This is a genomic window from Mycobacterium sp. FW102-FHT13B02 (assembly GCF_058790275.1).
Window position 1 is genome coordinate 1 of sequence record NZ_JBYTCM010000002.1, and the last position, 25,596, is coordinate 25,596.

23 protein-coding genes are annotated in these 25,596 nt (G+C 66.1%); 14 read left to right on the plus strand and 9 right to left on the minus strand.

The genetic code is table 11. The features are described 5' to 3' along the window. A partial coding sequence (locus AC3WTE_RS02820; protein ID WP_492435505.1) for an HNH endonuclease signature motif containing protein occupies positions 1-963 on the plus strand: 963 nt, incomplete at its 5' end. On the opposite strand, the gene AC3WTE_RS02825 is transcribed toward AC3WTE_RS02820, so the two are convergent. Both AC3WTE_RS02825 and AC3WTE_RS02830 read right to left on the minus strand, forming a co-directional pair. Then, on the minus strand, positions 960-1,676 hold the full coding sequence (locus AC3WTE_RS02825) for an oxygen-binding di-iron domain-containing protein (protein WP_492436257.1): 717 nt from the start codon (positions 1,674-1,676) through the stop codon (positions 960-962). The two genes, AC3WTE_RS02820 and AC3WTE_RS02825, sit on opposite strands and share 4 nt — an antisense overlap. A gap of 28 nt (positions 1,677-1,704) precedes the next feature. After that, positions 1,705-3,117 carry an aminotransferase-like domain-containing protein gene (locus AC3WTE_RS02830; protein WP_492435507.1) on the minus strand — a complete coding sequence of 471 codons (1,413 nt, stop codon included), beginning with the start codon at positions 3,115-3,117 and terminating at the stop codon, positions 1,705-1,707. 77 nt (positions 3,118-3,194) lie between these two features. On the opposite strand from AC3WTE_RS02830, the gene AC3WTE_RS02835 reads away from it, so the two are divergent. From AC3WTE_RS02835 to AC3WTE_RS02870, 8 genes are all read left to right on the plus strand, one after another. Continuing rightward, positions 3,195-3,842 carry a pyridoxamine 5'-phosphate oxidase family protein gene (locus tag AC3WTE_RS02835; RefSeq protein WP_492435508.1) on the plus strand — a complete coding sequence of 216 codons (648 nt, stop codon included), beginning with the start codon at positions 3,195-3,197 and terminating at the stop codon, positions 3,840-3,842. 191 nt (positions 3,843-4,033) lie between these two features. Further along, positions 4,034-5,899 (plus strand): molecular chaperone DnaK, encoded by a 1,866-nt coding sequence (gene dnaK, locus AC3WTE_RS02840; protein WP_492435510.1) that lies wholly within the window; start codon positions 4,034-4,036, stop codon positions 5,897-5,899. Further along, positions 5,896-6,534 (plus strand): nucleotide exchange factor GrpE, encoded by a 639-nt coding sequence (grpE, locus tag AC3WTE_RS02845; protein ID WP_492435511.1) that lies wholly within the window; start codon positions 5,896-5,898, stop codon positions 6,532-6,534. Before dnaK ends, grpE begins: the two co-directional genes overlap by 4 nt. Positions 6,535-6,562: 28 nt before the next feature. Further along, positions 6,563-7,753 carry a molecular chaperone DnaJ gene (gene dnaJ, locus AC3WTE_RS02850; RefSeq protein WP_492435512.1) on the plus strand — a complete coding sequence of 397 codons (1,191 nt, stop codon included), beginning with the start codon at positions 6,563-6,565 and terminating at the stop codon, positions 7,751-7,753. A 30-nt stretch (positions 7,754-7,783) separates the two neighbouring features. Next, positions 7,784-8,143, plus strand: a complete 360-nt coding sequence (locus AC3WTE_RS02855) for a heat shock protein transcriptional repressor HspR (RefSeq protein WP_138228395.1) — start codon at positions 7,784-7,786, stop codon at positions 8,141-8,143. A 118-nt stretch (positions 8,144-8,261) separates the two neighbouring features. Beyond that, complete coding sequence (locus tag AC3WTE_RS02860; protein ID WP_492435513.1) at positions 8,262-9,488, plus strand: mannosyltransferase; 1,227 nt, start codon at positions 8,262-8,264, stop codon at positions 9,486-9,488. Positions 9,489-9,668: 180 nt separating this feature from the next. Next, positions 9,669-10,979: a mannosyltransferase gene (locus AC3WTE_RS02865; protein WP_492435514.1), complete on the plus strand. Its 1,311-nt coding sequence runs from the start codon at positions 9,669-9,671 to the stop codon at positions 10,977-10,979. Between the two features lie 158 nt (positions 10,980-11,137). After that, on the plus strand, positions 11,138-13,153 hold the full coding sequence (locus AC3WTE_RS02870; RefSeq protein WP_492435515.1) for an acyltransferase family protein: 2,016 nt from the start codon (positions 11,138-11,140) through the stop codon (positions 13,151-13,153). A 10-nt stretch (positions 13,154-13,163) separates the two neighbouring features. Here the strand turns inward: AC3WTE_RS02870 and AC3WTE_RS02875 are convergent, their stop codons facing one another. From AC3WTE_RS02875 to AC3WTE_RS02895, 5 genes are read right to left on the minus strand one after another with little or no spacing between them, the layout of a single operon-like run. Continuing rightward, a complete protein-coding gene (locus tag AC3WTE_RS02875; protein WP_492435516.1) occupies positions 13,164-13,904 on the minus strand; it encodes a potassium channel family protein in 741 nt (246 codons plus the stop codon). A 1-nt stretch (position 13,905) separates the two neighbouring features. Beyond that, positions 13,906-14,832: an aldose 1-epimerase gene (locus AC3WTE_RS02880; RefSeq protein WP_492435518.1), complete on the minus strand. Its 927-nt coding sequence runs from the start codon at positions 14,830-14,832 to the stop codon at positions 13,906-13,908. A gap of 15 nt (positions 14,833-14,847) precedes the next feature. Beyond that, positions 14,848-16,014, minus strand: a complete 1,167-nt coding sequence (locus AC3WTE_RS02885; RefSeq protein WP_492435519.1) for an FAD-binding oxidoreductase — start codon at positions 16,012-16,014, stop codon at positions 14,848-14,850. Beyond that, on the minus strand, positions 16,004-16,648 hold the full coding sequence (locus tag AC3WTE_RS02890; RefSeq protein ID WP_492435521.1) for a CYTH domain-containing protein: 645 nt from the start codon (positions 16,646-16,648) through the stop codon (positions 16,004-16,006). Before AC3WTE_RS02890 ends, AC3WTE_RS02885 begins: the two co-directional genes overlap by 11 nt. A 25-nt stretch (positions 16,649-16,673) precedes the next feature. Further along, positions 16,674-17,339, minus strand: a complete 666-nt coding sequence (locus tag AC3WTE_RS02895) for a GAP family protein (protein ID WP_492435522.1) — start codon at positions 17,337-17,339, stop codon at positions 16,674-16,676. Between the two features lie 186 nt (positions 17,340-17,525). On the opposite strand from AC3WTE_RS02895, the gene clpB reads away from it, so the two are divergent. Then, the gene (gene clpB, locus AC3WTE_RS02900) at positions 17,526-20,072 is read left to right on the plus strand and encodes an ATP-dependent chaperone ClpB (protein WP_492435524.1); all 2,547 of its coding nucleotides are present in this window, start codon (positions 17,526-17,528) and stop codon (positions 20,070-20,072) included. A 266-nt stretch (positions 20,073-20,338) separates the two neighbouring features. On the opposite strand, the gene AC3WTE_RS02905 is transcribed toward clpB, so the two are convergent. Next, complete coding sequence (locus AC3WTE_RS02905; protein WP_492435525.1) at positions 20,339-21,430, minus strand: NAD(P)H-dependent amine dehydrogenase family protein; 1,092 nt, start codon at positions 21,428-21,430, stop codon at positions 20,339-20,341. Beyond that, the gene (locus AC3WTE_RS02910; protein ID WP_492435527.1) at positions 21,420-22,418 is read right to left on the minus strand and encodes a 3-ketosteroid-9-alpha-monooxygenase, oxygenase component; all 999 of its coding nucleotides are present in this window, start codon (positions 22,416-22,418) and stop codon (positions 21,420-21,422) included. Before AC3WTE_RS02910 ends, AC3WTE_RS02905 begins: the two co-directional genes overlap by 11 nt. 89 nt (positions 22,419-22,507) lie before the next feature. Between AC3WTE_RS02910 and AC3WTE_RS02915 the strand changes: the two genes are divergently transcribed. From AC3WTE_RS02915 to AC3WTE_RS02930, 4 genes are all read left to right on the plus strand, one after another. Continuing rightward, positions 22,508-23,116 carry a TetR/AcrR family transcriptional regulator gene (locus AC3WTE_RS02915; RefSeq protein WP_492435529.1) on the plus strand — a complete coding sequence of 203 codons (609 nt, stop codon included), beginning with the start codon at positions 22,508-22,510 and terminating at the stop codon, positions 23,114-23,116. A gap of 66 nt (positions 23,117-23,182) precedes the next feature. Continuing rightward, complete coding sequence (gene ttfA / locus AC3WTE_RS02920) at positions 23,183-23,995, plus strand: trehalose monomycolate transport factor TtfA (protein WP_020098707.1); 813 nt, start codon at positions 23,183-23,185, stop codon at positions 23,993-23,995. 24 nt (positions 23,996-24,019) lie between these two features. After that, entirely contained in the window at positions 24,020-24,931 is a 912-nt protein-coding gene (locus AC3WTE_RS02925) for a hypothetical protein (protein WP_459368074.1), read from the plus strand. Next, positions 24,903-25,589 (plus strand): TrmH family RNA methyltransferase, encoded by a 687-nt coding sequence (locus AC3WTE_RS02930; RefSeq protein WP_492435531.1) that lies wholly within the window; start codon positions 24,903-24,905, stop codon positions 25,587-25,589. Before AC3WTE_RS02925 ends, AC3WTE_RS02930 begins: the two co-directional genes overlap by 29 nt. The last annotated feature ends 7 nt before the right edge of the window (positions 25,590-25,596 follow it).

The following is a 25,596-nucleotide window of genomic DNA, read 5'->3' on the forward strand; positions in this document are numbered from 1 at the left end:
CGGCCCCCGTCACAAGCCCGTTACCTCGACATTCGTGCTTGCGGCCCGGGTTGCGCCAGTGTCTGCGGAACAGTGGATGCGGCGACCGCCGCGGTGCTCGACGCGGTCCTGGACGACTTGGCACGCGGGGTATGCCGCAACGACGGGCGGTCCCATGATCAGCGGCGTGCTGCCGCCATCGACGCGCTCGCCCGCGGCGACCGGCTGCACTGCCAATGCGCACGGGCCGACTGCCCCGCGGCCGGGGCTGCGGAACTGCCGGGCCCGACCGTCGGGACCCGCGCGGTGATCCACGTGCTCGCCGGCCCCGACACCCTCGACGGCGGTGCGCCGGGATTCCTGCCCGGATATGGGCAGATCCCGGCCGAGCAGGTCGCTCGTCTCGCCGACGGTGCGACGGTGCGGCAGGTGGGCGTCCCGCCGGATGCAGCCGAGCCGCGCTACCGGCCCTCGGCGAAGCTGGCCGAGTTCGTGCGCTGCCGCGATCTGACCTGCCGCTTCCCGGACTGTGACCGGCCGGCGCAAGCGTGCGACATCGACCACACCGTGCCCTACCCGGCAGGGCCGACCCATCCTTCCAACCTCAAAGCCCTATGCCGGTTTCATCATTTGTTGAAAACTTTCCACAACTGGCGCGATCAACAATTCCCAGACGGGACGGTGGTGTGGACCGCCCCCACCGGGCACACGTACATCACCAAACCCGAAGGCGCGCACTGGTACCCACAACTGGCCACACCGAGTGGCCCGCCCGAATTCAATCAGGAGCCGGTGCGTACACCGGGCCGCGGGTACTGCATGCCCAAACGCAAACGCACCCGAGCCCAAGAACGCCAGGAACTCATCAACGAAGCCCGGATGATCAATGAGGAACGCGTCGCCACAGAGGAATGGCGCCGCCACCTCGAACTCGAACAAGCCCTCGCCGCAGAAGAAGACTGGGACCAACCCGCCCCGTTCTAGGCGGCGCCCGCTAGCGCGGCGTATCCGTCGGCGAGGGCTCGCAACTGACTCGCACCGTCGCCGGCGAAGGACGAGCCGTGCATCAGGGCCAATGTCGACGGATTCAAGGAGGCGAGCTGTTCGAGCGTCGGTGCGAGGTTCGTTGTGAGTCCGGTGGCGTGGAAGATGGCCTCTGCCTCCAGTGCTGGTGCCACGCAATCCGATTCGGTGAGCGCCGGGCACTGTCCGGTGTGGGTGAGGAGATCGCCGGCGAGCAGGGTGGAGGTCGTCTCGTCGAACCACAGCCCGGCCTCCCAGTTGTGCGGGACATGCGGTGTGGCGATGAATCTCAGCCGGTGGCCGCCGACGTCCAGCGCGCCTTCCGGGGCGGCGACGGGTGGGCGGTCGCACATGTCGACCAGTGACAGCATCAGCGCCAGTCCGCCGTGAATGACCTCGGCATGGGGTGCCGAGGCCAGCAGGAGGTTCATCGCGCCGCACTCGTCGGCCTCGAGGTGCCCGAAGGAGATCCAGCGCAGCGTCGGTAGTGGGATGACCCGGCTGATGGCGTCCGATACGAGCGGGAACAGCTGCCGCTGGCCGCAGTGGAAGAGGAATGGCTCGTCGCCGGTCAGCAGGAACTGATTAAAGGTGAAGCCCTGCTCGGTGATACCAGGTATCCAGGTGGAGATCCGGTAGATATCGGGGGCAATCTCGTCGACTGCCGTATTCAGGTCGGCATTCATCTGCCAATGGTGCGCGCTAGGTGAGCGCTGCGGCAATGGCCTCGGCGAAGCGCTGCGCGGTCGCTCGGTTGATGCGCGCGAAATTCACTGCCAGGCCATTGATCTCGGAGCCGGCCCGCTGGGGGAACGTCGACAGTGGAGTGACGATGAGGCTGTCGGCCTTGAGCCGTCGGGCAATGTCGCGGTCGCGGTGCCCGTCGGGCAGCAGGATGGCGACGTGCAGCCCCGCCTGGACACCGAGCACCTCCAGATTCGGGCACCGGGCTTCGAGCTCGGTGATCAGAATGTCGCGGCGGCAACGATATTCACGGCCGGCCCTCGCCAGGTGTCGTTGCAGGTCCCCAGCGGTGATCAGTTCGGTGAGGGCGATACGCGTGATGGTGGACACCGCGATCCGGTGATCGCGAAGATAGGTCTGGACCGCGTCGTGCAGGGGCAGGGGTGGCACCAACCAGGCGGCGCCCAGGCTCGGCGCGAGCATCTTCGACGCGGTGCCGACGTAGGCGACGTGTGCCCCGGCGCCGGGAATCGACCGGATGGCGGGCAGGGGCGCAACGCCGTAGCGGAACTCGCCGTCGTAGTCGTCTTCGATGACGATCGACCCGGTCCGCTTGGCCCATGCGACGAGTTCGGCTCGCCGGTTCACCGATAGTCGGTGTCCGAGTGGGTACTGATGCGCCGGTGTCGTGTAGACAATGCCGGCTTCATCGCCGAGCGTGCTGACGCGCAGCCCGTCATGGTCGACGGGGATGAAGATGGGCTCCAAGCCGGCGCGGGCGAATTCCTCCGCCGCGGCGGGGTAGCAGGGCGACTCGAGATAACAGCGGGTGAGGCCACTGACCGCAGCCAGTGTCTGGACGGCGGCAGTTGATCCGGGGATGTCGAAAACAGTGTCGGTGTCGACGCCCCGGTTGATGCGGAGGTGGTGGGACATGGCGGCGGTGAAGGCGCCGTCGGTGTCCTGCCACGGCGAGAGCGTCGTCGGTCGGTACGCCGCCGCGGCCCGCCATGCACGGTTCCACGCCCGCATGTCGATGAGCGCGGTATCAGGGGAGCCGGGGCGAAGGTCAACGGCGGAGTCGGTCTGGTGCGCTGCGTCAGCCCGCTTCGGCACCGCGATTTGGTCGTCGAGGCGAGGAGCGCGGCTGGACAGCCCGGCCCGGGCCGCGGCCGTGGCGCCGGCGGTGGTCCGGGTGCCGGCACCGGGCACGCCTTCGAGAAATCCGGCGGCGACCAGCTCGTCGTAGGCGGCCGCGACCATCGTTCGTGAGGCCCCGAGGTCGTGGGCCAGCGCGCGGGTGGACGGCAGCCAGTCCCCGTCGCCGACCTGCCCGGCAGCAATCAAGGCCACGAGCTGACTCGCGATCGACCTGCCGCTGAGGTCGGTGCTGTCGAGAGGTAGATGCACCAGCCGGGTGTGACGGGCCATCTCGATAGAATACTGGCCTGGACAGAACATCATTTCTGGCTATTCAGACGAGGCCGCATTGATGGTGATCTTGAAGCATGGAAAAGGTCACCCGTAAGTACGGCCGACAGTCGACGGCGCGCGCCGCCCTCGAGGAGTTTCTCGATGAGCAGTGGTGGGGCGTGCTGAACGTCGGCGACGTGGCACGTCCGAACGGCACGGTCCGGCCCCTTGCGGTGCCGACTTTGTACGTCCGTCATGAGGATCGGATTCTCATCCACGGTTCGACCGGCGCGGGCACGCTGGGCGTCAATGGCGCGGGGAGGCAGGCCGCCTTCTGTGTGACGGCGATGGATGCACTTGTGTTGGCGCACAGCACTTTTGACTCGTCGGTGCATTACCGGTCCGCGGTGCTGTACGGCGAGGCGCAACCTGCGCGCCGGGTGGATCGGGCAGCCCTGCTCGAGCGCTTCAGCGAGTTGCTGATCCCCGGCCGTACCGCCGAGGTGCGCGCGATGTTGCCGAAGGAGATCGCGGCGACCAATGTCATCTCGCTGCCGATCGCCGACGGCGACTGGGTCTACAAGGTCAACTGCGGCCCGATGGCCGAACCCGACGAGGAGACCACCGCCTGGGCCGGCATCGTGCCGTTCTCCGTCACCTACGGGGAGCCCCGGCGGGCGGACTGGTCGACGGCGGAGCTGCCGGACTCGGTGCGGGCGATGATCGCCGCGGGAGGCGCCTGACCAGCGTGGATAGGGTCGGGTAGGCATTGTTGGGGAATCGGGAATAGATCACGAACCGCCCAGGTTGGACTCAGCGACAACAAGTTGAGTGCACTTGGCTCAAGTTCGGCTTGACAGGCGGCCCCGTCTGATAGCAAGCTTGAGCGTAGTTCGCTCAGATCATCCAACAATGTCTATCAGGAGGCATCACTATGGCTCGTGCGGTCGGTATCGACCTCGGGACCACCAACTCTTGCGTCTCGGTGCTGGAGGGCGGCGACCCCGTCGTCGTAGCCAACTCTGAGGGCTCCCGCACCACCCCGTCGGTCGTCGCCTTTGCGCGCAACGGCGAGGTGCTGGTCGGCCAGCCCGCGAAGAACCAGGCAGTGACCAACGTCGACCGGACCATCCGTTCGGTGAAGCGGCACATCGGCACCGACTGGACTGTCGAGATCGATGGCAAGAACTACACCTCTCAGGAGATCAGCGCGCGCACGCTGCAGAAGCTGAAGCGCGACGCGGAGGCATACCTCGGTGAGGACATCACCGACGCCGTGATCACCGTCCCGGCCTACTTCAACGACGCCCAGCGTCAGGCCACCAAGGAAGCCGGCCAGATCGCCGGCCTGAACGTGCTCCGCATCGTCAATGAGCCGACCGCGGCCGCCCTGGCCTACGGCCTGGACAAGGGCGAGAAGGAACAGACCATCCTGGTCTTCGACCTCGGTGGCGGCACCTTCGACGTCTCGCTGCTGGAAATCGGCGAGGGCGTCGTCGAGGTCAAGGCGACCTCCGGTGACAACCACCTCGGTGGTGACGACTGGGACCAGCGCATCGTCGACTGGCTGGTGGAGAAGTTCAAGGGCACCAGCGGCATTGACCTGACCAAGGACAAGATGGCGATGCAGCGTCTGCGTGAGGCTGCGGAGAAGGCGAAGATCGAGCTGAGCTCGAGCCAGAGCACGTCGATCAACCTGCCGTACATCACGGTCGATGCGGACAAGAACCCGCTGTTCCTCGACGAGCAGCTGACCCGTTCGGAGTTCCAGCGCATCACCCAGGATCTGCTCGACCGCACCCGCAAGCCGTTCCAGCAGGTCATCAAGGACGCCGGCATCTCGGTCTCCGACATCGACCACGTGGTCCTCGTCGGTGGCTCGACCCGTATGCCCGCCGTGACCGAACTGGTCAAGGAACTGACCGGTGGCAAGGAGCCCAACAAGGGCGTCAACCCGGACGAGGTCGTGGCCGTCGGTGCCGCGCTGCAGGCCGGTGTGCTCAAGGGTGAGGTGAAAGACGTTCTGCTGCTTGACGTCACCCCGCTGTCCCTCGGTATCGAGACCAAGGGTGGCGTGATGACCAAGCTGATCGAGCGCAACACCACCATCCCGACCAAGCGGTCCGAGACCTTCACCACGGCCGACGACAACCAGCCGTCGGTGCAGATTCAGGTCTTCCAGGGCGAGCGCGAGATCGCTGCGCACAACAAGCTGCTCGGCAGCTTCGAGCTGACCGGCATCCCGCCGGCCCCGCGTGGCGTGCCGCAGATCGAGGTCACCTTCGACATCGACGTCAACGGCATCGTGCACGTCACCGCCAAGGACAAGGGCACCGGCAAGGAAAACACGATCAAGATCCAGGAGGGCTCCGGCCTGTCCCAGGAGGAGATCGACCGGATGATCAAGGACGCCGAGGCGCACGCCGAAGAGGACAAGAAGCGTCGCGAAGAGGCCGACGTCCGCAACCAGGCCGAGTCGCTGGTCTACCAGACGGAGAAGTTCGTCAAGGACCAGCGTGAAGCCGAGGGCGGCTCGAAGGTCCCCGAGGACACCTTGACCAAGGTCGACGGTGCCATCGCCGAGGCCAAGACCGCACTCGCCGGCACCGACATCGCCGCCATCAAGACGGCCATGGAGAAGCTGGGTGTCGAGAGCCAGGCCCTGGGCCAGGCGATCTACGAGGCCACTCAGGCTGAGCAGGCCGCCGGCGGTGGAGCCGCGGGTGCCGCTGCGGGCGGCGCTGCCGATGACAACGTCGTGGACGCCGAGGTTGTCGAGGACGATCAGGAGAACAAGTGAGCCAGGACGATTCGCACGAGCCGGTGACCATCACCGACAAGCGGCGCATCGATCCGGAAACCGGCGAAAAGCGTGAGGGCGCTCCGGCGTCGGCCCCTGAGGGGTCGGCGCCGGGGGCCCCGGCCTCCGCTGAGGCCGCCGGGTCTCCGGTGTCCGACGAAGCCGCCGAGCTCAAGGCAGACCTGCAGCGGCTCAAGGCCGAGTACGACAACTACCGCAAGCGGGCCATCCGCCAGGAACAGGCTGCGGCGGAGCGCGCCAAAGCCATTGTCGTGCAGCAGTTCTTGCCGGTGCTCGACGATCTCGAGCGGGCTCGCGCCCACGGTGATCTGGAGGCCGGCCCGCTGAAGTCGGTGGCGGACAAGCTTTCCGGTGCGCTGGAGAGCCTCGGTCTGACGTCGTTCGGCGCCGAGGGTGACGAGTTCGACCCGTCGCTCCACGAGGCCGTTCAGCACGAGGGCGACGGCTCCAACCCGGTGTTGGGGACCGTCATGCGTCCCGGCTACAAGCTCGGGGAGCAGGTGCTGCGGCATGCGATGGTCGGTGTCGTCGACGCCGAACCCGCCGCTGATACGCCCGACACGCCCACCAATGCCACCGCTGCGACCGAACAGAAACCAGAATCAAACGAGTAACCGAGCGACGCTGAGGAGGTGACGCGACATGGCTCAACGTGAATGGGTCGAGAAGGACTTTTACAAGGAACTCGGCGTCACCTCTGACGCCACGAAGGATGAGATCAAGCGCGCCGCGCGCAAGGTGCTGGCCGACAACCATCCGGACCGCAACCCGAACAACCCGGCAGCCGAGGAACGCTACAAGGCAGCGACCGAGGCCAAGGAAGTTCTCACCGACGACGCCAAGCGTGCCGAATACGACGAAACCCGAAGGCTTTTCGCCAGCGGTGGATTCGGCCGTCGCTTCGGCGGCGGTGGTGGCGGTGGCGGCTTCGGAGGTTTCGGCGGCGACACGTCGGAGTTCAACCTGGGCGACCTGTTCGACCAGGCCGGGCAGACCGGCGGCGCCAACATCGGTGACCTGTTCGGCGGCCTGTTCGGCCGGGGTGCGCAGCAGCCGCGCCCCAGCCGGCCGCGCCGCGGCAACGACCTGGAAACCGAAACCGAGCTGAGCTTCCTCGAAGCGACCAAGGGCGTGGCGATGCCGCTGCGCCTGACCAGCCCGGCACCTTGCACCAACTGCCACGGCAGCGGCGCGCGCCCGGGCACCAGTCCGAAAGTGTGTCCCAACTGCAACGGCGCCGGCGTCATCAACCGCAATCAGGGTGCGTTCGGCTTCTCGGAGCCGTGCACCGAGTGCCGAGGCAGCGGGTCGATCATCGAGCACCCGTGTGACGAGTGCAAAGGCACCGGCGTCTCCACCCGGACGCGCACCATCAACGTGCGCATCCCTCCGGGTGTGACCGACGGTCAGCGCATCCGGCTCGCGGGGCAAGGTGAAGCGGGTCTGCGCGGGGCGCCCTCGGGCGACCTGTACGTCACCGTGCACGTCCGGCCCGACAAGGTGTTCGGTCGTGACGGTGATGACCTGACCGTCACCGTTCCGGTGAGCTTCCACGAGTTGGCTTTGGGGACAACGCTTTCCGTGCCGACGCTGGAAGGCAAGGTCGGTGTGCGCGTGCCGAAGGGTACGTCCGACGGACGCATCTTGCGGGTGCGTGGGCGCGGTGTGCCCAAGCGCGGCAGTGCCGGTGGCCATGGCGACCTGCTGGTCACGGTGAAGGTGGCCGTGCCGCCGAACCTCGAAGGCGAAGCGGCCGAGGCGTTGGAGGCGTACGCAAAGGCGGAGCGGGCCAGTGGATTTGATCCGCGGGCCGGCTGGGCCGGGTCCCTGTGATGAGCGCTTGCGCGAAGAACCGAGGACACAGTGAGTGCACGACGAAAGACTGAGGAAGCCCGTACCTTCCTGATTTCGGTGGCCGCCGAGCTGGCCGGTATGCACGCACAGACGTTGCGGACATACGACCGGCTCGGCCTGGTCAGCCCCCAGCGGACCTCGGGCGGAGGCCGACGTTATTCGCAGCACGACGTCGACCTGCTGCGCGAGGTGCAGCGGCTGTCCCAGGACGAGGGCGTCAACCTGGCCGGCATCAAGCGCATCATCGAGCTGACCAATCAGGTCGAGGCGCTGCAGGCCCGGCTGTCCGAAGTGACGGCCGAACTCGAACGCGTCCGCAAGCCCAGCACCGCACTGGTGCTGTGGCAGCCGCGGCGCGGAAGCAAGTAACCCAGCAAACTGGCGGTCGGTTTGGCCGCAGGGTGCTCATCCCCTTATTCTTTGCCCAGATCAATATCTGGCAAATAAGCAGGCCGAAATATTCAGCCCGGGGGAGACGTCCTACATCATGGCAGCACTGCTTGACGTCGCGCCGCTAACCGACCGCCGCCAGCGTCTGGCACCGGCGCTGTTGATTGTCAGTGCCGTAGTTCTGCTCGCCGTGACGATCCCGAGCCCGCCCAATTTGGTCGACTTGCACGTCTACCTCCTGGGTGGCGCAGCGCTGGAGCACCCCAACACACTGTATTCGCTGGTCTATTCCGGCCAGTCGCCGATGGCGGGTCAGTCACCGACTGAGCCGTTGCCGTTCATCTATCCGCCGTTCGCCGCGATGCTGTTCTACCCACTGAACTTTCTGCCGTTCGCAGTCGCAGGGCTGTTGTGGCAGTTGGGAATTCTGGCTGCGACGTACGGGATCGTGCGAATGGCGCAGCTTCTGGTGGGCAATGGCACACGTCAAGAGGCGATGCTGTGGACTGCGGGTGTCATCTGGCTCGAGCCGGTGCGGGTTTGCTTGAACATGGGGCAGCTCGGGGTTTTCCTGACCCTCGCTGTGATGTACGCGGCGTACAGCAGCAGATGGTGGGTGTCGGGTCTGCTGGTTGGGTTGGCCACGGGCGTGAAGCTGACCCCGGCGATCTCCGGCTTCTACTTCGTCGGGATGCGCCGCTGGGCAGTAGCCGTGACTTCGGCGGTGGTATTCACTGCCACGGTCGGTCTGTCGGTGCTTCTGGTGCCGAGTGAGACGCGCTTCTACTTCACTGGTCTGATCGGCAAGTTTGCGGTCCCGGTCGGCACGGCTATCAACCAATCCTGGAGTGGTGTCATCTCCAGGATTCTGGGGTATGACGCTGGGCACGGGCCGCTGGTCCTGTCGGTGCTCGCCGTCACGGCTGTGTTGGCCGTGCTGGCATGGCAGGCGCTGGGCGCGGGTGCGCAGACGCGCGACCGGTTGGGCTCGTTGTTGGTCGTCGAAATTTTCGGGCTGCTCGCGTCACCGATTTCCTGGGTGCACCACTGGATCTGGTTGGTGCCGTTGATCATCTGGCTGTTTACGGGCGTGTGGCGCGACAAACCGGGCGCTCGGGTACTCGGGTGGGTATGGGTCGGGGTGACGTTCGTCAGCGTTCCCAGTCTGCTGGCGCTCGCCGAGCCTGGCTTGTGGCAGTTCAGCCGACCGTGGTACCAGGCGTGGGCCGGCTCGATCTACGTCATTGTGGCTATGGCGACGCTGGGCTGGATGGTGGTGACGGGTCGTCGCGTAGCGGTGGCGGCCGACCCCGGAATTAAGTAAGCAGACCTCCGGACATTGCTCGAATTCCGGGTTTCCCAGCTGAGCCCCGCAAATATGTTTGCCATAATTTGCTAGTTTTGAATTGTCTTGTGGGGCAATAACTATCGGCGCCCAAAGTACTGCAACAAGGCGCTCTTGTATCTAATCTAGACGCGACGAACGTCGACGCGTGGGGGATACATGGGCGCCTTAACAGGCTGGGGAACGCGGCGCTGGCAGTCGCTGGCTCCGCTGGTGCTATTGATCAGCGCCGTGGTGTCGGTGGTGGTCAGCAGCATGACCGACCCCATCGACTTCCATATCTACGTGGCCGGCGGCGCGGCGCTGGACCATCCGGCCACGCTGTATGACGCGGCCTATCTCGATCCGGCACACAACGAGACGATGCCGTTCGTCTACCCGCCGTTCGCGGCCATGGTGTTCTACCCGCTGCATCTGCTGCCCTTTGGGCTGGTCGCGCTCGCCTGGCGGGTGGGTATCGTCGCCGCGCTGTACGCCATCGTCCGGATCAGTCAGAAGATGATCGACGCCGACAACAAGCGCACCGCGATGCTGTGGACCGCCGCTGCGCTGTGGTTCGAACCGATCGTCGGCAACATCAAGCACGCGACCGTCGGCGTCTTTCTCTTGCTGATGGTCATGGCGGCGGCATATAGCTCGCGCTGGTGGGTGTCGGGCCTGCTCGTCGGACTGGGCGCGGGCGTCAAGCTGACCCCGGCGATCACCGGCCTGTACTTCGTCGGGATGCGGCGCTGGGCGGCCGCGGCGTTCTCGGCGGTGGTGTTCTTCGCGACGCTCGGCGTCTCGTATCTTGTTGCCGGAGACAGGGTTCGGTACTTCTTCACCGACTGGATCGGCAAGGACAGGCTCTTCACCATCGGCAACGTCTACAACCAGTCCTGGCGCGGGGGCATCGCTCGCGTGCTGGGATATGACCCCGGCATGGGTGTGCAATGGATTGTGGTTGTCGCGTTGACCGCCGCGCTGGCCGTTGCGGCGTGGTGGGCGCTGGGCTTATATCCCCAGCGTCGTGATCGGCTCGGGTCGCTGCTGGTTGTCGTCCTGTTCGAGCTGCTCGCCTCGCCGGTGTCGTGGACTGCCCATTGGGTGCTGGTGGTGCCGCTGTTGGTCTGGCTACTACACGGGCCGTGGCGCGACAAGCCGGGTGCGCGGGCGCTGTGGTGGGTGTGGCTGACCGTGGCGGTCACCGCCGTGCCCAACGCGCTCGCGACTCTGCAGACGAATCGCTGGGAGATCAGCCGCCCCTGGTACGAGGCCTGGGCCGGACTGATCTATCCGATCCTCACGGTGGCGACCCTGGGCTGGATCGTCGTCACCGGAGTCCGGGCCCGGCGGGCTCTGACTGCCGGCGACCTTCCGCCACTGACGGTGGCCGCGGCGGTACGGGAATCGGGCGACGACCAGCTGTCGGCCAGGAGCGGTAGCGCCGACAAAGAACGCCCAGGCGTGGAAATCCGGCCTATCGGCTGACTCGGTTGCGGCCGACGCACGCTGTCGATATTGTCGCTGCGATTAATTAACGCCCAAGTAATTTGTGCGGCCCGGTGCGGCCCGCGATACCGCGAAGCGAGGCTATGCCGGTGGTCGAGCCGACGTCAACGGCCGTTTTCGGGACTTCGAATGCCGGGTTGACGACGTCGTCGTATCGCCGGGATATCGACGCGCTGCGTGCGATCGCCGTCGTCGCCGTCGTGGCGTTTCACGCGGGAGTCCCTGGCTTTGCCGGCGGTTTCGCCGGCGTTGACGTCTTCTTCGTGATTTCGGGCTTCGTGATTCTTCGCAGCCTCACCGCCGAGCAGAACAGGGCCGGATCGGTCAGTTGGTGGGAGTTCTACGGGCGCCGATTCCGTCGGCTCGCTCCGGCTGCATTGCTGATGATCGTGGTCGTCATCCTGCTCGGGATGCTGGTGTTCAACCCCGTCGGGGAACAGCAGGCCGTCGCCAAGAGTGGAATCGCAGCGGCCACGTCGACGTCGAACTTCTATTTCAGCCTGTTTCTCGGAGACTACTTCGTCCCGACATACCTACCCAATGTCTTTCTGCACACCTGGTCGCTGGCGGTCGAGGAGCAGTTCTATCTCGGCGTCCCTTTGCTTTTCGTGGTCACCGGTTACCTCGTGCGCCGGCAGGGCCGTGACAGGCGGCGCGTGATGATCGTTTTGATCCTGCTGGTCTGCGCAGCTTCTCTGGTCTCTGCAGTAGTGCTCGGGCGCTTCGCACCCACTCAAACGTTCTATCTGCCCTTCGGGCGAGCCTACGAACTCGGCATCGGCGCGCTCCTGGCGGTGGTCAGACCTCCTGCGGGCTCCGTAGTCATGCGGCGGTTCGTCTGGCTGATGTCGGCCGGCGCTTTGGTCGGCGTGATCGTTTTGGGTTTGCCGGTATACGGGTTCCCCGGCGCCTGGGCGCTGATTCCGACTGTCGCGACGGCGGGGATGATCTGGGCCCACGTCACCGCAGAGGATCCCGGTGGGCGATATCTGCTGTCCGCGCCAGTCGTCGGCATCGGGAAGCTCTCCTACGGGTGGTACCTGTGGCACTGGCCGCTGCTGTCGATCATCGCGACGTGGTATCTCAGGGAACCACCGGTATGGCTGCGGGTGATCGTCGTAGGTTTCGCACTGGTGCTGGCCTTTGCCAGCTACCGATACTGGGAGCCGCGCTTTCGCGCTCCGGCGGGCCGCAGGACAGTGCTGACCGGACTGTTGGCCATCGCTGCTACATGTGCGTTGGCACTCGGGTCGGAATTGTTCGCCGACCAGCTGGCGAAAGCGCACAACTGGCCGACTGTCGCGCACGCGAAGCATGACACCGCATTTCCCGCCGAGTGCATCCACGACACCGCACTGGTTCAGAAACCCGAATACGAGGTGTGCCCGCTGCCTGGTTTCGATCCGGCTCGGCCGTCGGTGGTGGTGTGGGGCGATTCGTATGCGCAGGCACTGCTTCCGGGTGTGGTGAAGGCGGTGCACGGCCGGCCGGTCAATGTGGTTGCGATGGCCCGGGGTACCTGCCCGCCCTACCTGCCGCGTGCCGCCAAGTTGCCGGCCATTCCTTATGGATTGGAGCGGACCCGTCTTGAGCTATGCGAACAGCACAACAACGTTGCGCTGGAGTGGGTCCTCGACGCGGTCAAGGCCCGAAGGGACGTCCGCGTCATCATCGCCGGGCGCTGGCCGATCTACCTGGGTCAGCGCGAACTGTTTCCCAGCCTGGCACATGAATCGCAAGTTCTGGCCGCGGACAGCGAGCCTTTGGTGACGGCCGGCACGCCGGCGCTGCTGGCGCGATTGGACCAGGCGCAGGTGGGTGTCGACCTGGTCGGCGTATCGCCAGAGCTGGAGAGGCCGGGGCCCGAATGCGAGACGAGGCGGTGGCGGACATTCACCTGCGACGTCCCGATGAGCATCGAACAACGGTACTGGGGCGGCACTCCCGAGTGGTTTCACAAGCTGCATGCCGGGCTCGGAAACCGGTCACGGGTGATCGACCCGGCCAAGGTGATCTGTGATGAGCTCATGTGTAGGGCACAGAGCGCCGAGGTCTTGAACTTCTACGACACCGATCACCTCAGTGCGGGGGCCGCGGAGAAGCTGGCCGACCAGATTTCCCCGACGGTAGATGCGCTGCTCGGCCAGCCTTGACTGACGCCGCTCAGTTGGCGGTGGCTGATTCACTTACGTTGCTGCGCACCAACTCCCGCAACTCGGCAATCTCGCCCCGCAGCTGGTCGATGTGCGCCGCGGTGGCGGCGTCTTGTTTCTGATCGTCGTCCGACACGCTCTGCACGATCCACGACGCGATGGTCGCCGTGATCGAACCGACCAGGCTGATCCCGCCGATCATCATGAGACTGGCCATGATTCGGCCCGTGGTGGTGACGGGATACATGTCGCCGTAGCCGACGGTGGTGATCGTGGTCATCGCCCACCACACGGCCAGGCCGAAGCTCGTGATGTGGGCATCGGGTGCGCCGCGCTCGGCTTCGTACACCGCCAGCGCCCCGACATACACCAACAGCACGGCACCGGAGATGGTGTAGATGATCACCTTGCCGCGGATGGCGTTGCCGATGGCCTTTTGCAGCGCGCCCACCAGCACGACCAGCCGGAGCAGGCGAAGCGGCCGCAGCAGCGGCAGCAGCACGATGGCCAGGTCGACCAGATGCCGGAAGAACCAGTCCTTGCGGTCGGGGGCCAGATAGAGACGTGCCGCGTAGTCCGCGGTGAACGCCGCCCACGCGAGCGTGGTCGAGAGGGACACGAGCCGCGCGACGAGCCCGTGCGGCTGGACCAGGACGTCGACGCTGTACGCGGCCAGGAACAGGACGGCCACGGCGGCCAGGGGCCACTCCGCGCGGTGTTCCCACCTGTCGAGGCGGTCTTGCGTAGTCACGTCAGGAGTGTGCGGCACCAGCGGGTATTTCGGAAACTCCGATCGAGAACCGCGCTGTCACCGGCCGGCTCGGGGAAGCGAGGCGATAGCCGCCGCGGCGCAGGGCGTCGGTGGGCGCGGCCATGGGCTCGATGGCCACCAACGCGTCGCCCGGCGGCGCGAACAGTTGGGCGGCGGGGTAGCCGGTTTCGAACGTCACCGTGATCCGGTGGGCACCGCCGCTGAGAATGAACTGCGCGCCGTCGGGCACCTGGTCGAAACCGTCGTCGTAGGCGGTGTCGCCCAGCGGCCCGGAGCGGGCCGCCCAACCCTCCGTAGCGCCCGTGGGCAACCCGCGATCGTCCGTGGGCAGGTGGCGTAGGGCCGGCGTCTGCAGCACCCAATCCGCCCGCGGCACATCGGGAATGGTCAGGTACGGGTGATAGCCGAAACACAGCGGCACTGCCGCAGACGCGGACGGCCGAACGCTGGTCTCGATCGTCAATACCCGCCCGGTCAGCGTGACGCGCTGCGTCAGTACGTGCGGAAAGGGAAATGATGCGAGGAGGCCGGGCCGGCTGAAATCCACTGCGGCGGTGACTGAATTGACCGACTGCTCGGTGATCAGCCAGCCCGGGTAAGCGGCGAGGATGCCGTGCATGGGCGAGCCGTGCTCATCGGTGCGGACGCCGCCCGATCCGGGCGTCAGTGTGACAGCGCCACCGTCGACGTCGTAGGTGTTGGCGCCCAACCGATTCGCCCACGGATACAGCAGCGGGATGCCCATGGTCTTGGCGTTGGTCAGATAGGCGTCGAGCCCGCGCCGCTGGCCCAGGAACTCCAGATCCCCATCGGAAAACGACGTGCCGATCATCCCGGCGGCGGGCACGAACGTCGCGGTCATCGTCGACTCGGGGTCGTGCAGTACGACGGTATCGAGTTCGGCCATCGGAATCCTCCAGCGTCAGTGGGCCAACGGGTCGTGCTGAATACGTTCTGGCGGAGCGCCTTTGGCAATCAGAGCGGCTTCGGTCGCGGCGACCATCTTCGGTCCGCCGCACAGCAGGATCTGCCGGTCGCCCCAGCTGCCGTAGCTCGTCACCACGTCGGGGAGCAGCCCGGTCTGCCGGACGTGCAGCCCGCGGGGCGGTTGGACATCGGGATAGTCGGCGGCCCACGGCGGGTCGGTGGAGTACTCGGACACCGGCGTCACCGACAGCCACGGGTTGGTGGCCGCGATCTCCCACAGCGTGCGCAGGTCGTAGAGGTCGCAGGGATAGCGGCCGCCGAAGAACAGGTGCACGCGCGGGTTCTCGGCCTCGCGGCACAAGTTCATCAGCAGCGCCCGCAGCGGTGCCAGCCCGGTGCTGCCGGCGACCATGAGCACGTCTCCGTCGGAGCGTGAAACATTCATTCCACCATGGGGATTCGACAGTCGCCAGCGGTCGCCGGGCATGGTCTGGTTGACGATCGCGGTGCTCACCATGCCGCCGCTGACCGACCGGATGTGGAACTCGATGGCGCCAGTGGCATCGGCGGGCATGGACGGACTCAGGTGCCGCCAGCGCCGCGGCCATTGCGGCACCTGCACCGCGACGTACTGGCCGGCGTGGTACGAGAGCGCCTGGTCCAGTTGCAGCCGCACCACCGACACGTCGCGCGCCACCCGCAGGTGCTCGACAACGGTGCCGTCGACATACGGCGGGGTCTGCTCGGAGTCGGCGGCGCCGCGCATGACGCCGACGATGAGGTCGACGGCGTGCGTGGTGGCTTCGGCGACGCGGGCGTCCCAGCGGTCACCGAGCTCCGCCCGCAGGGTCGCCAGCAACGCGTCGTGCAGTGCTACGTAATGCTGAGGTGTCACACCGTATTTGCGGTGGTCGCGGCCGAGCTGAGCCAGGAACGCCACGGGTTCTTCGGCCCGCTGGTCGATGAATTCGCCGAGCACCCAGAACAGCGCCTGACCGAATGCGGTGCGCTGGGCGGTCAGGTCGGGTGGAAAGAGATCCCGCGCCGCCAGGTCGGTGGCGAACCAGCGGGCGTAGAAGCGACTGATCACGCCGTCCCCGCCGCGGGCAGGGGCGACCGCGGCGCGCACCGTCATCAGGGCTTCGCGGTCGTCAAGTCCCATCGGGCGTCGGTGACGTGGTGTCGAAGTGGTTCTGCCCCAACGTGCTGACGAAGGTGGGGCCCAGCAGATCGAGTTCGCGCCGGTGTGCGTCAGCCCATGTCCCGTACGGCTGGTGGGCCAGGTACTCGTTCCGGAACCGGTCGTCTTCGGACACCTCGGTGACGCAGAACATCGGGATCGCCAGATCGACCACCGGTCCGCCGCGTTCCACCTCGGCCAGCAGCAGTGGGGCATTGCCGCCCAGGAACCGGTCGACGATCCAGCCGTCCTCGCCGAGCCACACCGAATACCGCACCTTGGTCACGACATGGTCGGCGCGACGGATGATTTCGCCGGCCACCAGCGGATCGAGTTCACGCTCGGCCTCGTAGCGGGTGCCACCGGCTGCCGGTCCTTTGGCGGTCATGGTGCCGAGCGAGTCGCTGCCGATGGCGTCGATGAGGTCGATCGGCGGATTGCTCAGATCGGCCGGCGCGGGACCCTGGACCCGCACCCGGACGGCATACCCGTCCGACGCGAACAGGTATGCCTGCACGATCAGGGCAGGACTCGGGTCGGACGCGGTGACGGCGGGCAGATCGCGGACGAGGAACTTCCGCTCGAACTCGAAATCGCCGAAGTCGGATTCGGACATGGTTAACGGTAACCCGCCTGACCAGCTACAGGTGGCTAAGGCCCTTGTATGCGACCAGGAGTCCGATGACGATCAGAATTCCGGCGACCAGCACTGCATGCTGGCGGTGCAGCCAGGCGCCGAGCCGGGCCATGGCCGGGTCCAGTCGCTCGCCGGCGGCCGCGTAGGTCAGGACGGGGATGGCGACCGAGCTGCCTGCCACCACCGCGAAATACAGCACCGACGCCCAGGTGGCCGCGCGGGGGAGTTCATCGGTGCTGATGGCCAGGCCGGCGGCGACACACATGAACAGCACCTTGGGGTTCACCACCGCGAGTACCGCGGCGGTCACGAAACCCCGGGCCGGGGTGACGCTGGTCAGCTTCCGCATCCAGGCCGGCTCCTGCGCGTCGTGCTTGCGGTTGGCCCAGCGGTAGATGCCGAAGGCAACCAGTAGGACGCCGATCACGATGCGCACCCACGACGCCGTGGTCGACGGCTGGCCGGCCTCGGGCATCAGACCGGAGAGCTGGACGAACACCCCGGTGAGCACGGCGATGGCTACGAGCCATCCGGCGAGAAAAGTCAGACCGGTAATTCGGGCGTGGGGGGATTGCAGCACCAGCACTGCGGGAATGATCGACAGTGGCGACAGGGCGATCACCAATGCCAGAGGAATCAGTTCGGTCAATACCGAAACCCAATCGGTCATTCGCTGCACCCCTTCGCGGTCGCGACAAGTATGCCTGTGCCGGAAAGGGCATTCGGGCAGCCTGGAAAAGGACTTGTGGCTGTTTTGAAAAGTGGTCGAAATTTCCTAGACTTGAGCGGAACAGACTCAACATTGACTGCGTTGAACTGACCGACAAGCATTTTCTCAACACTAAAGGGAGGTGTCGTGGACTCGTTCAACCCGACCACGAAGACTCAGGCGGCGCTGACCTCAGCGTTGCAGGCGGCGACTGCCGCCGGAAACCCGGAGATCCGTCCGGCGCACCTGTTGATGGCCCTGCTGACGCAGAACGACGGCATCGCCGCACCGCTGCTGGAGGCCGTCGGCGTCGAACCCGCGACCATCCGGGCCGAAGCGCAGCGGCTGATCGACCAGCTGCCGAGCGCCAGTGGTGCCAACTCGACGCCGCAACTGTCTCGTGAGTCGGTCGCAGCCCTGACGGCTGCCCAGCATCTGGCCACCGAGATGGACGACGAATACGTCTCCACCGAGCACTTGCTGTACGGCCTGGCCAGCGGCGACTCCGATGTCGCCAAGATCCTGGTCAACCATGGTGCCGCGCCGCAGACGCTGCGGGACGCCTTCGTGAAGGTCCGAGGCAGTGCTCGCGTCACCAACCCCGATCCCGAGGGCACCTACCAGGCGCTGGAGAAGTACTCCACCGACCTGACCGCCCGCGCGAGGGAAGGCAAGCTCGACCCGGTCATCGGCCGCGACAACGAGATTCGTCGCGTCGTCCAGGTCCTGTCGCGGCGCACGAAGAACAACCCCGTGCTGATCGGTGAGCCCGGCGTCGGCAAGACCGCGATCGTCGAGGGCCTGGCCCAGCGCATCGTGGCCGGCGACGTGCCGGAGAGCCTGCGAGACAAGACGGTCGTCTCCCTGGACATGGGGTCCATGGTGGCCGGCGCCAAGTATCGCGGTGAATTCGAGGAGCGGCTCAAGGCCGTCCTCGACGACATCAAGAACTCGGCGGGGCAGGTCATCACCTTCATCGACGAGTTGCACACCATCGTGGGTGCCGGCGCGACCGGCGAGTCCGCCATGGACGCCGGCAACATGATCAAGCCGATGCTGGCCCGTGGCGAGCTGCGCCTGGTCGGTGCCACCACGCTCGACGAGTACCGCAAGTACATCGAGAAGGACGCCGCCCTCGAGCGCCGGTTCCAGCAGGTGCTGGTCGGCGAGCCGTCGGTCGACGACACCGTCGGCATCCTGCGCGGCCTCAAGGAACGCTACGAGGTACACCACGGTGTGCGCATCACCGACTCGGCGCTGGTGGCGGCTGCCACGTTGTCTGACCGCTACATCACCAGCCGGTTCCTCCCGGACAAGGCCATCGACCTCGTCGACGAGGCCGCTTCCCGCCTGCGCATGGAGATCGACTCCCGGCCCGTCGAGATCGACGAGGTCGAGCGGTTGGTCCGTCGCCTCGAGATCGAGGAGATGGCGCTGTCCAAGGAAGAGGACGACGCCTCGAAGGAGCGGCTGGAGAAACTGCGTTCGGAGCTGGCCGACTACAAGGAGAAGCTGGCTGAGCTGACGACGCGGTGGCAGAACGAGAAGAACGCCATCGACATCGTCCGCGAGTTCAAGGAACAGCTGGAGACCTTGCGCGGTGAGGCCGACAGGGCCGAGCGCGACGGTGACCTGGCCAAGGCTGCCGAGCTGCGGTACGGCCGGATTCCGGCGGTCGAGAAGCAACTCGACGCCGCGCTCCCGGTTGCCGAAGCCCGCGAGAACGTCATGCTCAAGGAAGAGGTCAGCCCCGACGACATCGCGGACGTGGTGTCGGCGTGGACCGGCATCCCGGCCGGCCGAATGATGGAAGGTGAGACCGCCAAGCTGCTGCGCATGGAAGAGGAGCTGGGCAAGAGGGTTATCGGCCAGAAGAGCGCGGTGCAGGCCGTCAGTGATGCGGTCCGTCGCGCCCGTGCCGGTGTGGCCGACCCGAACCGTCCCACGGGGTCGTTCATGTTCCTCGGACCGACCGGTGTCGGTAAGACGGAGCTCGCGAAGGCGTTGGCGGACTTCCTCTTCGACGACGAACGCGCCATGGTCCGCATCGACATGAGCGAGTACGGCGAGAAGCACTCCGTGGCTCGTCTGGTCGGTGCCCCTCCGGGCTACGTCGGTTACGACGCCGGTGGCCAGCTGACCGAGGCGGTGCGGCGACGCCCGTACACGGTGGTGCTGTTCGACGAGATCGAGAAGGCCCACCCGGACGTGTTCGACGTACTGCTGCAGGTGCTCGATGAAGGACGGCTGACCGACGGTCAGGGCCGCACTGTCGACTTCCGCAACACCATCCTGATCCTGACTTCGAACCTCGGCGCCGGTGGCACCGAGGAGCAGGTGATGGCGGCGGTGCGGGCAAAGTTCAAGCCGGAGTTCATCAACCGTCTCGACGACGTACTGATGTTCGACGCCCTGGAACCCAGTCAGTTGGTGCAGATCGTCGACATCCAGCTGGCTCAGCTGCAGAAGCGGCTGGCCCAGCGGCGACTGCAGCTCGAGGTGTCGCTGGAGGCCAAGAAGTGGCTGGGCGACCGCGGCTTCGACCCGCTCTACGGTGCCCGTCCGCTGCGCCGGTTGGTGCAGCAGGCCATCGGCGACCAGCTGGCCAGGATGCTGCTGGCCGGCCAGGTACACGACGGCGACGTCGTCCCGGTCAACCTCAGCGCGGACGGCGAGAGCCTGGTGCTCGGCTGAGCTGTTCCCCCAAAGTGAAACCCCCTATTTCATTGCAAATAGGGGGTTTCACTATGGGGGACGGGCGGATTCACGTGATCGCCGCAACAAGATGCGGACGGAAAAGTACGTGAGTTCAATCGGGACGGTCAATTGACGTTGGAGATTGAACTCAAGGACCGCTGAGGTCCGAAAATGGTGCCTGGTTTCAATCAGGATGGCAGGCAGTGCCTGATGATTGAAGCTACGTACTTCTCGCCTGAGGCAGCGGGTGCACGATCACCGTGCTAGATGTTGAAGCGGCCGGCGAATCCGCGCAGCGGCACGTCGGCGCTCGTCAGCAGTCCGGGCGGCGCCTTGACCACCGAGGCGATGGCGTTGAGTGCGGGCAGCCCGGTCACCGTCATGCCGATCGAGGCGAAGTTGTTCGGATTGGACAGGTCCACACCGGGTTTCGGGTAGATCATGTGCTTGTTGTAGACGCACGGATCGCCCTTGATCTGGGTGATGTAGCAGCCCTTGATGTTCCAGTTCGGCTCGGTGTGCGGTGTCATCTGCCATTCCAGGTGGGTCTCGATGCGCGGCACGCCGTCGACCATGCCCTGGTACTTGATGTAGTTGCCGCCCAGCGAGCCTTTGGGCAGCGTGTACCAGCCGAGGTCGACATCCTTGGTGCAGGCCCCGAGTTCGTAGCTGAACTTCACCTCGTCGAGTTCGAGCCCGAAGCAGTCGGCCATCATCAGCACACTGTCGGCGAACACCCGGGTGTACTTCTCCAGCTTCGCCGGGATCGACGGATCATCAACGGGCAGGCCGTATCCCACCTCGATCCAGGTGTCCTTGCTGTGGTGGCAGGACACGTCGACGGATTCGATGGTGGTGACGTTCTCGATCTCGGCGACATCGGCCGAACACACCACGCCCAGGATCTGGTTGACGCCCGGGTTCATGCCGGTGCCGTAGAACGTAGAACCACCACGTGCGGCCGCTTCCGCCAGGACCTGGCTGACCGGCCTTCCGGAAGGGTGGGGATGGTTGGTGTCGCGATGCCAGCCCGTGATCCAGTCGGCCGTCGTGACGATATTGATCCCGGCTTCAAGGACTTTCACGTAGAGATCTTCGTCGGGGAAGACGCCGTGGAAGGTCAGCACGTCGGGTTTGGCGGCGATGATCTCGTCGACCGACCCCGTGGCGATGACGCCGATGGGCCCGATGCCGGCGATCTCACCGGCGTCGCGCCCGACCTTTTCCGTTGTGTAACAATGCAACCCGACCAGTTCGAGGTCGGAGCGCTTGCCGATGCGTTTGATCATCTCGGTGCCGACGTTGCCGGTCGCCACCTGGAAGACGCGGATCGCCGGCGTTGACTCAGGAGACATCTTCGTTCGACCTTTCGGGATAGAACTGCATGGCCCACTTGCGGATTGCGGTGAAGCCTTCGTATTCGGCGGTGGCCAGCGCCGGCGGATCGGAGTAGCGCTGGTGCGACCAGATGTGGATGTCCTGGGTGAACTGCCGGATCACCTCGTCGCCGAACGCGGCAGCACGCTCAGCGGCTCGCGGGCTGTCCTTGCCGGGCGTCCGCCCGATGTAGACCATGAACCGCACGTCCGAGGTGGACTCGTCGACGGGGGTGACGGCCGAGATGGTGCGGTTGTCGATCATTCCCCAGCTCTTGGTGACCGCGATGCCCAAACCGCCGTTGATGGCCTCGACCCCGCTGCGCACGTCGTCGATCGACTGTTGGTCGCTGCCCTCGAAGGTGATGGTGAAGTCGACGTACGAGATCGGCGCCGCGAAGTCGTGGCGGGTGAAGACCGGAACGATCGGGGTCTGGTGCACGAACTTGAAGTGCGCGAAGTCGACGCCGTTCTCGAGCACGTACTGCGGATGCAACTCGAGTGCGTCACGGAAGAGCCGCTGCTGCGGGTAGTAGTCGGCGGCGGTGCTGCCGTCGTGGAACGAGGCGAACACATCGGGCGCCTCGAAGAACGGCTCGCGTCCCTCGACGTCGTGCCAGATGTAGATGGCCTCGTTCCGTTCGGTCGCGGGGTAGGTGCGAATCCGCCGGCCGCGGTTGGGCCGGTCCTGGTACGGGATGCAGACGTTGTGGCCGGCGGCGTTCCACTGCCAGCCGTGGAACGGGCACTGGATCGTGTCGCCGACGACGTGACCGCCGAAGCCGAGGTGCGCACCGAGGTGCTCGCAGTAGGCGTTCATCACGGTGACCGCGCCGGATTCCGAGCGCCAGGCGACCATCTCCTCGCCGAAGTACTTCATGGCGTGCACCGCGCCGACACCGACCTCGTCCGACCAGGCGACCTGGAACCATCCCGTCGGTTTCATGGGCAACGTGGGCTTGGCCATGACCCGAATCGTAGGGGGCTCTGTGAAACTTGTGAAGGGTTTGGTAGAGGGTTCTGCGAAACTGTGGGCGAGGGGCTAGCCTGCTGAAGATGACAGAGGTGAGCGTGCGCCGGACCAACAAGCGCGGCGACGCCACCCGGGAAAGCATGCTGGAGGCCGCACGCAAGGCGCTGGCCACCGGAGACCCGGGCGCCGTATCGGCCAACCGGATCGCCAAGGAGATCGGTGCCACCTGGGGTGCGGTGAAGTACCAGTTCGGCGACATTGACGGCTTCTGGGCCGCGGTTCTCCGCCGCACCGCCGAGCGTCGCGCAGGCATGCTGAGCCACCACGACAGCGGCGCTACGCTGCGGCAACGCGTTGCGACCATCATCGACCTGCTGTACGACGGCCTGACCGTCGGCGACTCGCGGGCCATCGAGAATCTGCGGGCGGCGCTCCCGCGGGATCATGCCGAACTGGAACGGCTCTATCCGAAGACGGCCGCGGAGCTCTCGTCATGGGGGCGGAGTTGGCTGCAGACCTGCCAACAGGCCTTCGCGGACCTGGACGTGGACCCCGAGCGGGTGCGCGAGGTGGCCGCCTTCATCCCCGGCGCCATGCGCGGTATCGCCTCGGAGCGTCAGCTCGGCACGTATACCGATCTCGACATGGCCCGACGGGGGCTCACAAACGCGATCGTGGCGTACCTCAAATAGCATGTGACCAGCTTGTTACCAATTCGAGTTCGAGCAATCCGGGTAGCAACCAGTAGGCTTGGCCCGATGGTCCCGCTCTGGTTCACGCTTTCCGCGCTCTGCTTCGTGGGTGCGGCAGTGCTGCTGTACGTCGACATCGACCGTCGACGTGGCCTCGGCCGGCGCCGCAAGTCCTGGGCCAAGTCACACGGGTTCGACTACGAACACGAGACTCCCGACCTGGTCAAGCGGTGGAGCCGCGGCATCATGTCGACCGTCGGCGAGAACGTACACGCCCGCAACGTCGTGCTCGGTCAGATCCGCGGTGAGGCCGTGTTCATCTTCGACCTCGACGACGTGGCCACCGTCATCGCCCTGCACCGCAAGGTCGGCACCAACGTCGCGGTGGACGTCCGGCTGAAGGACATCCCGGAACCGCGGGAAAACGACATCTGGCTCCTCGGTGCCATCGGACCCCGCATGGTCTACTCCACCAACCTCGATGCCGCCCGGCGCGCCTGCGACCGCCGCATGGTGACGTTCTCGCACACCGCCCCGGATTGCGCCGAGATCATGTGGAACGAGCAGAACTGGACCCTGGTGTCCATGCCGATCACCAGCACCCGCGCGCAATGGGATGAGGGTCTGCGTACCGTCCGTCAGTTCAATGACCTGCTGCGGGTGCTGCCGCCGGTGCCGTCCGGCCAGAACAGCGTCGCCGGCCAGGCCGTCGCCCGTCGTAGCGGTTCGCCGAGCCGCCCGCTCAGCGCCGGCCCGATGCGTCAGAACGAACTGCCCGCCGGCCGCAGCAACCAGGCTCCCGGCCGCGCCGACATCGGTCGCTACACGCAGTTCGCTCCGGCCCGCAACGGCCGTCCCGCGCCCAATTATCAGCGCTGAGGTCGTCCGGCTAACCTGAGCCGCATGTCTGTTCGCACGTTGGCCTCGCGGCTGCTGACTGTGCTGCTGGCCGGTGTGCTGGTCGCTTGTTCGGGTGGCGGTTCCGCCGACAACAGCATCTACGGTGCCCCCAGTGCGAAAATCGGCGAATCGCAGTCGCTGCTGGGCTGGAACGTGTCCGTCTCCAACCTGCGCTTCCAAGACGACCAGGTGTTGGTCGATGTCGACATGGCCGCCGCGAAGGCCGGCGGTGAACACGCCAAGCCCGAGACGCTGCGCTTCGGTCTGTACGGCGCGCTGGCGCACCCTCTCGAGTCGAACGTGATCGGTGGCTGCGACGGCGTTCCCAACCTGAAGATCAATCCGGCGGTGGTCCAGAACCCCGACAAGGTAACCGGCACGGTCTGTTTGGGCCCGATGCGCGACCAGTCGCAGGTGCGCGGCGTCTACCTGTACTCGCCGGCCGACCGCATCAAGGACACCACCGTGGCCTACGGCGCGGCGTACCCGGTGGGCCTGACGCCGACCAATGAGTCCGACACCGGACTGACCCTGAAGGCGACCAGTGTCGACGGCTTCCGGGCCGACGGTGGGCAGTTGATCCCCGCGGCGCTGGGAGATCCGACGGCGTTCACCGGCAAGGGCTATATGCTGCTCGGCCTCGAAATCGGCGGCCTGGCAAGCCGATACAAAACGGACTCCGCCAAGCGGGGCGGCCCGCTGATGATCGCGGTGGCGCCGACCCTGCCGCCGCCCGGCCTGTCGCACATGTGTGACATCTACGGTGCCACGCTGCTGGTGCTGCCGGACTCCAAGCTGGGCGCGATCTCGACCCGCGCCTCGCTGTGCACGCAGGGTGATATCAACCAGGCGTTGCTGTACGCCACCGTTACCGTGGTGGGAACCCATGCGGCGGTGTGGATTTCGCGTGAGTGATCACGTCGCCGATCAGGCCGACGTGCCAGGCCCCACCGAGTGGGGAACCGGGCCCGGCGTTGGCCCGTGGCCGGGCGAGCTGCCCGACGATCCGCGCTATGACCCGGAGTTGTTGCGCGAGGGCGATACTCGCAACGTCGTCGATGCCTACCGGTACTGGACACGTGAGGCGATCATCGCCGACATCGATCAGCGCCGGCACCCGCTGCACATCGCGATCGAGAACTTCGGCAACGACGCCAACATCGGCGCGGTGGTCCGCACCGCGAACGCGTTTGCCGTGGACACCGTGCACATCGTCGGCCGGCGACGGTGGAATCGCCGCGGCGCCATGGTGACCGACCGCTATCAGCGACTCATGCACCACGCCACCACCGCCGAGTTGCTGGCCTTCGCCGAGGGTGCCGGCCTGACCCCCGTGGCCGTGGACAACGTGCCCGGCTCGGTGCGGCTGGAGGAGACGACGCTGCCCCGCGCCTGCCTGTTGATCTTCGGGCAGGAGGGGCCCGGTATCACGGACGACGCCAAGACGGGGTCGATGATGACGGTCTCCATCGCGCAGTTCGGCTCCACCCGGAGTATCAACGCCGGGGTCGCCGCCGGGATCGTCATGCATACCTGGATCACTCAACATGCAGGACTCGATCGGGCCTGGTAGGGCAGGA

What these genes read in the sequence shown, in the direction of transcription:
- AC3WTE_RS02925 (WP_459368074.1), top strand. Translation starts at nt 24,020, where the DNA reads ATGTCTGTTCGCACGTTGGCCTCGCGGCTGCTGACTGTGCTGCTGGCC.
- ttfA (WP_020098707.1), top strand. Translation starts at nt 23,183, where the DNA reads ATGGTCCCGCTCTGGTTCACGCTTTCCGCGCTCTGCTTCGTGGGTGCG.
- AC3WTE_RS02860 (WP_492435513.1), top strand. Translation starts at nt 8,262, where the DNA reads ATGGCAGCACTGCTTGACGTCGCGCCGCTAACCGACCGCCGCCAGCGT.
- AC3WTE_RS02885 (WP_492435519.1), bottom strand. Translation starts at nt 16,014, where the DNA reads ATGGGACTTGACGACCGCGAAGCCCTGATGACGGTGCGCGCCGCGGTC.
- AC3WTE_RS02880 (WP_492435518.1), bottom strand. Translation starts at nt 14,832, where the DNA reads ATGGCCGAACTCGATACCGTCGTACTGCACGACCCCGAGTCGACGATG.
- AC3WTE_RS02910 (WP_492435527.1), bottom strand. Translation starts at nt 22,418, where the DNA reads ATGGCCAAGCCCACGTTGCCCATGAAACCGACGGGATGGTTCCAGGTC.
- AC3WTE_RS02905 (WP_492435525.1), bottom strand. Translation starts at nt 21,430, where the DNA reads ATGTCTCCTGAGTCAACGCCGGCGATCCGCGTCTTCCAGGTGGCGACC.
- AC3WTE_RS02890 (WP_492435521.1), bottom strand. Translation starts at nt 16,648, where the DNA reads ATGTCCGAATCCGACTTCGGCGATTTCGAGTTCGAGCGGAAGTTCCTC.
- AC3WTE_RS02830 (WP_492435507.1), bottom strand. Translation starts at nt 3,117, where the DNA reads ATGGCCCGTCACACCCGGCTGGTGCATCTACCTCTCGACAGCACCGAC.
- AC3WTE_RS02930 (WP_492435531.1), top strand. Translation starts at nt 24,903, where the DNA reads ATGCGGCGGTGTGGATTTCGCGTGAGTGATCACGTCGCCGATCAGGCC.
- dnaJ (WP_492435512.1), top strand. Translation starts at nt 6,563, where the DNA reads ATGGCTCAACGTGAATGGGTCGAGAAGGACTTTTACAAGGAACTCGGC.
- AC3WTE_RS02915 (WP_492435529.1), top strand. Translation starts at nt 22,508, where the DNA reads ATGACAGAGGTGAGCGTGCGCCGGACCAACAAGCGCGGCGACGCCACC.
- AC3WTE_RS02895 (WP_492435522.1), bottom strand. Translation starts at nt 17,339, where the DNA reads ATGACCGATTGGGTTTCGGTATTGACCGAACTGATTCCTCTGGCATTG.
- AC3WTE_RS02865 (WP_492435514.1), top strand. Translation starts at nt 9,669, where the DNA reads ATGGGCGCCTTAACAGGCTGGGGAACGCGGCGCTGGCAGTCGCTGGCT.
- dnaK (WP_492435510.1), top strand. Translation starts at nt 4,034, where the DNA reads ATGGCTCGTGCGGTCGGTATCGACCTCGGGACCACCAACTCTTGCGTC.
- AC3WTE_RS02835 (WP_492435508.1), top strand. Translation starts at nt 3,195, where the DNA reads ATGGAAAAGGTCACCCGTAAGTACGGCCGACAGTCGACGGCGCGCGCC.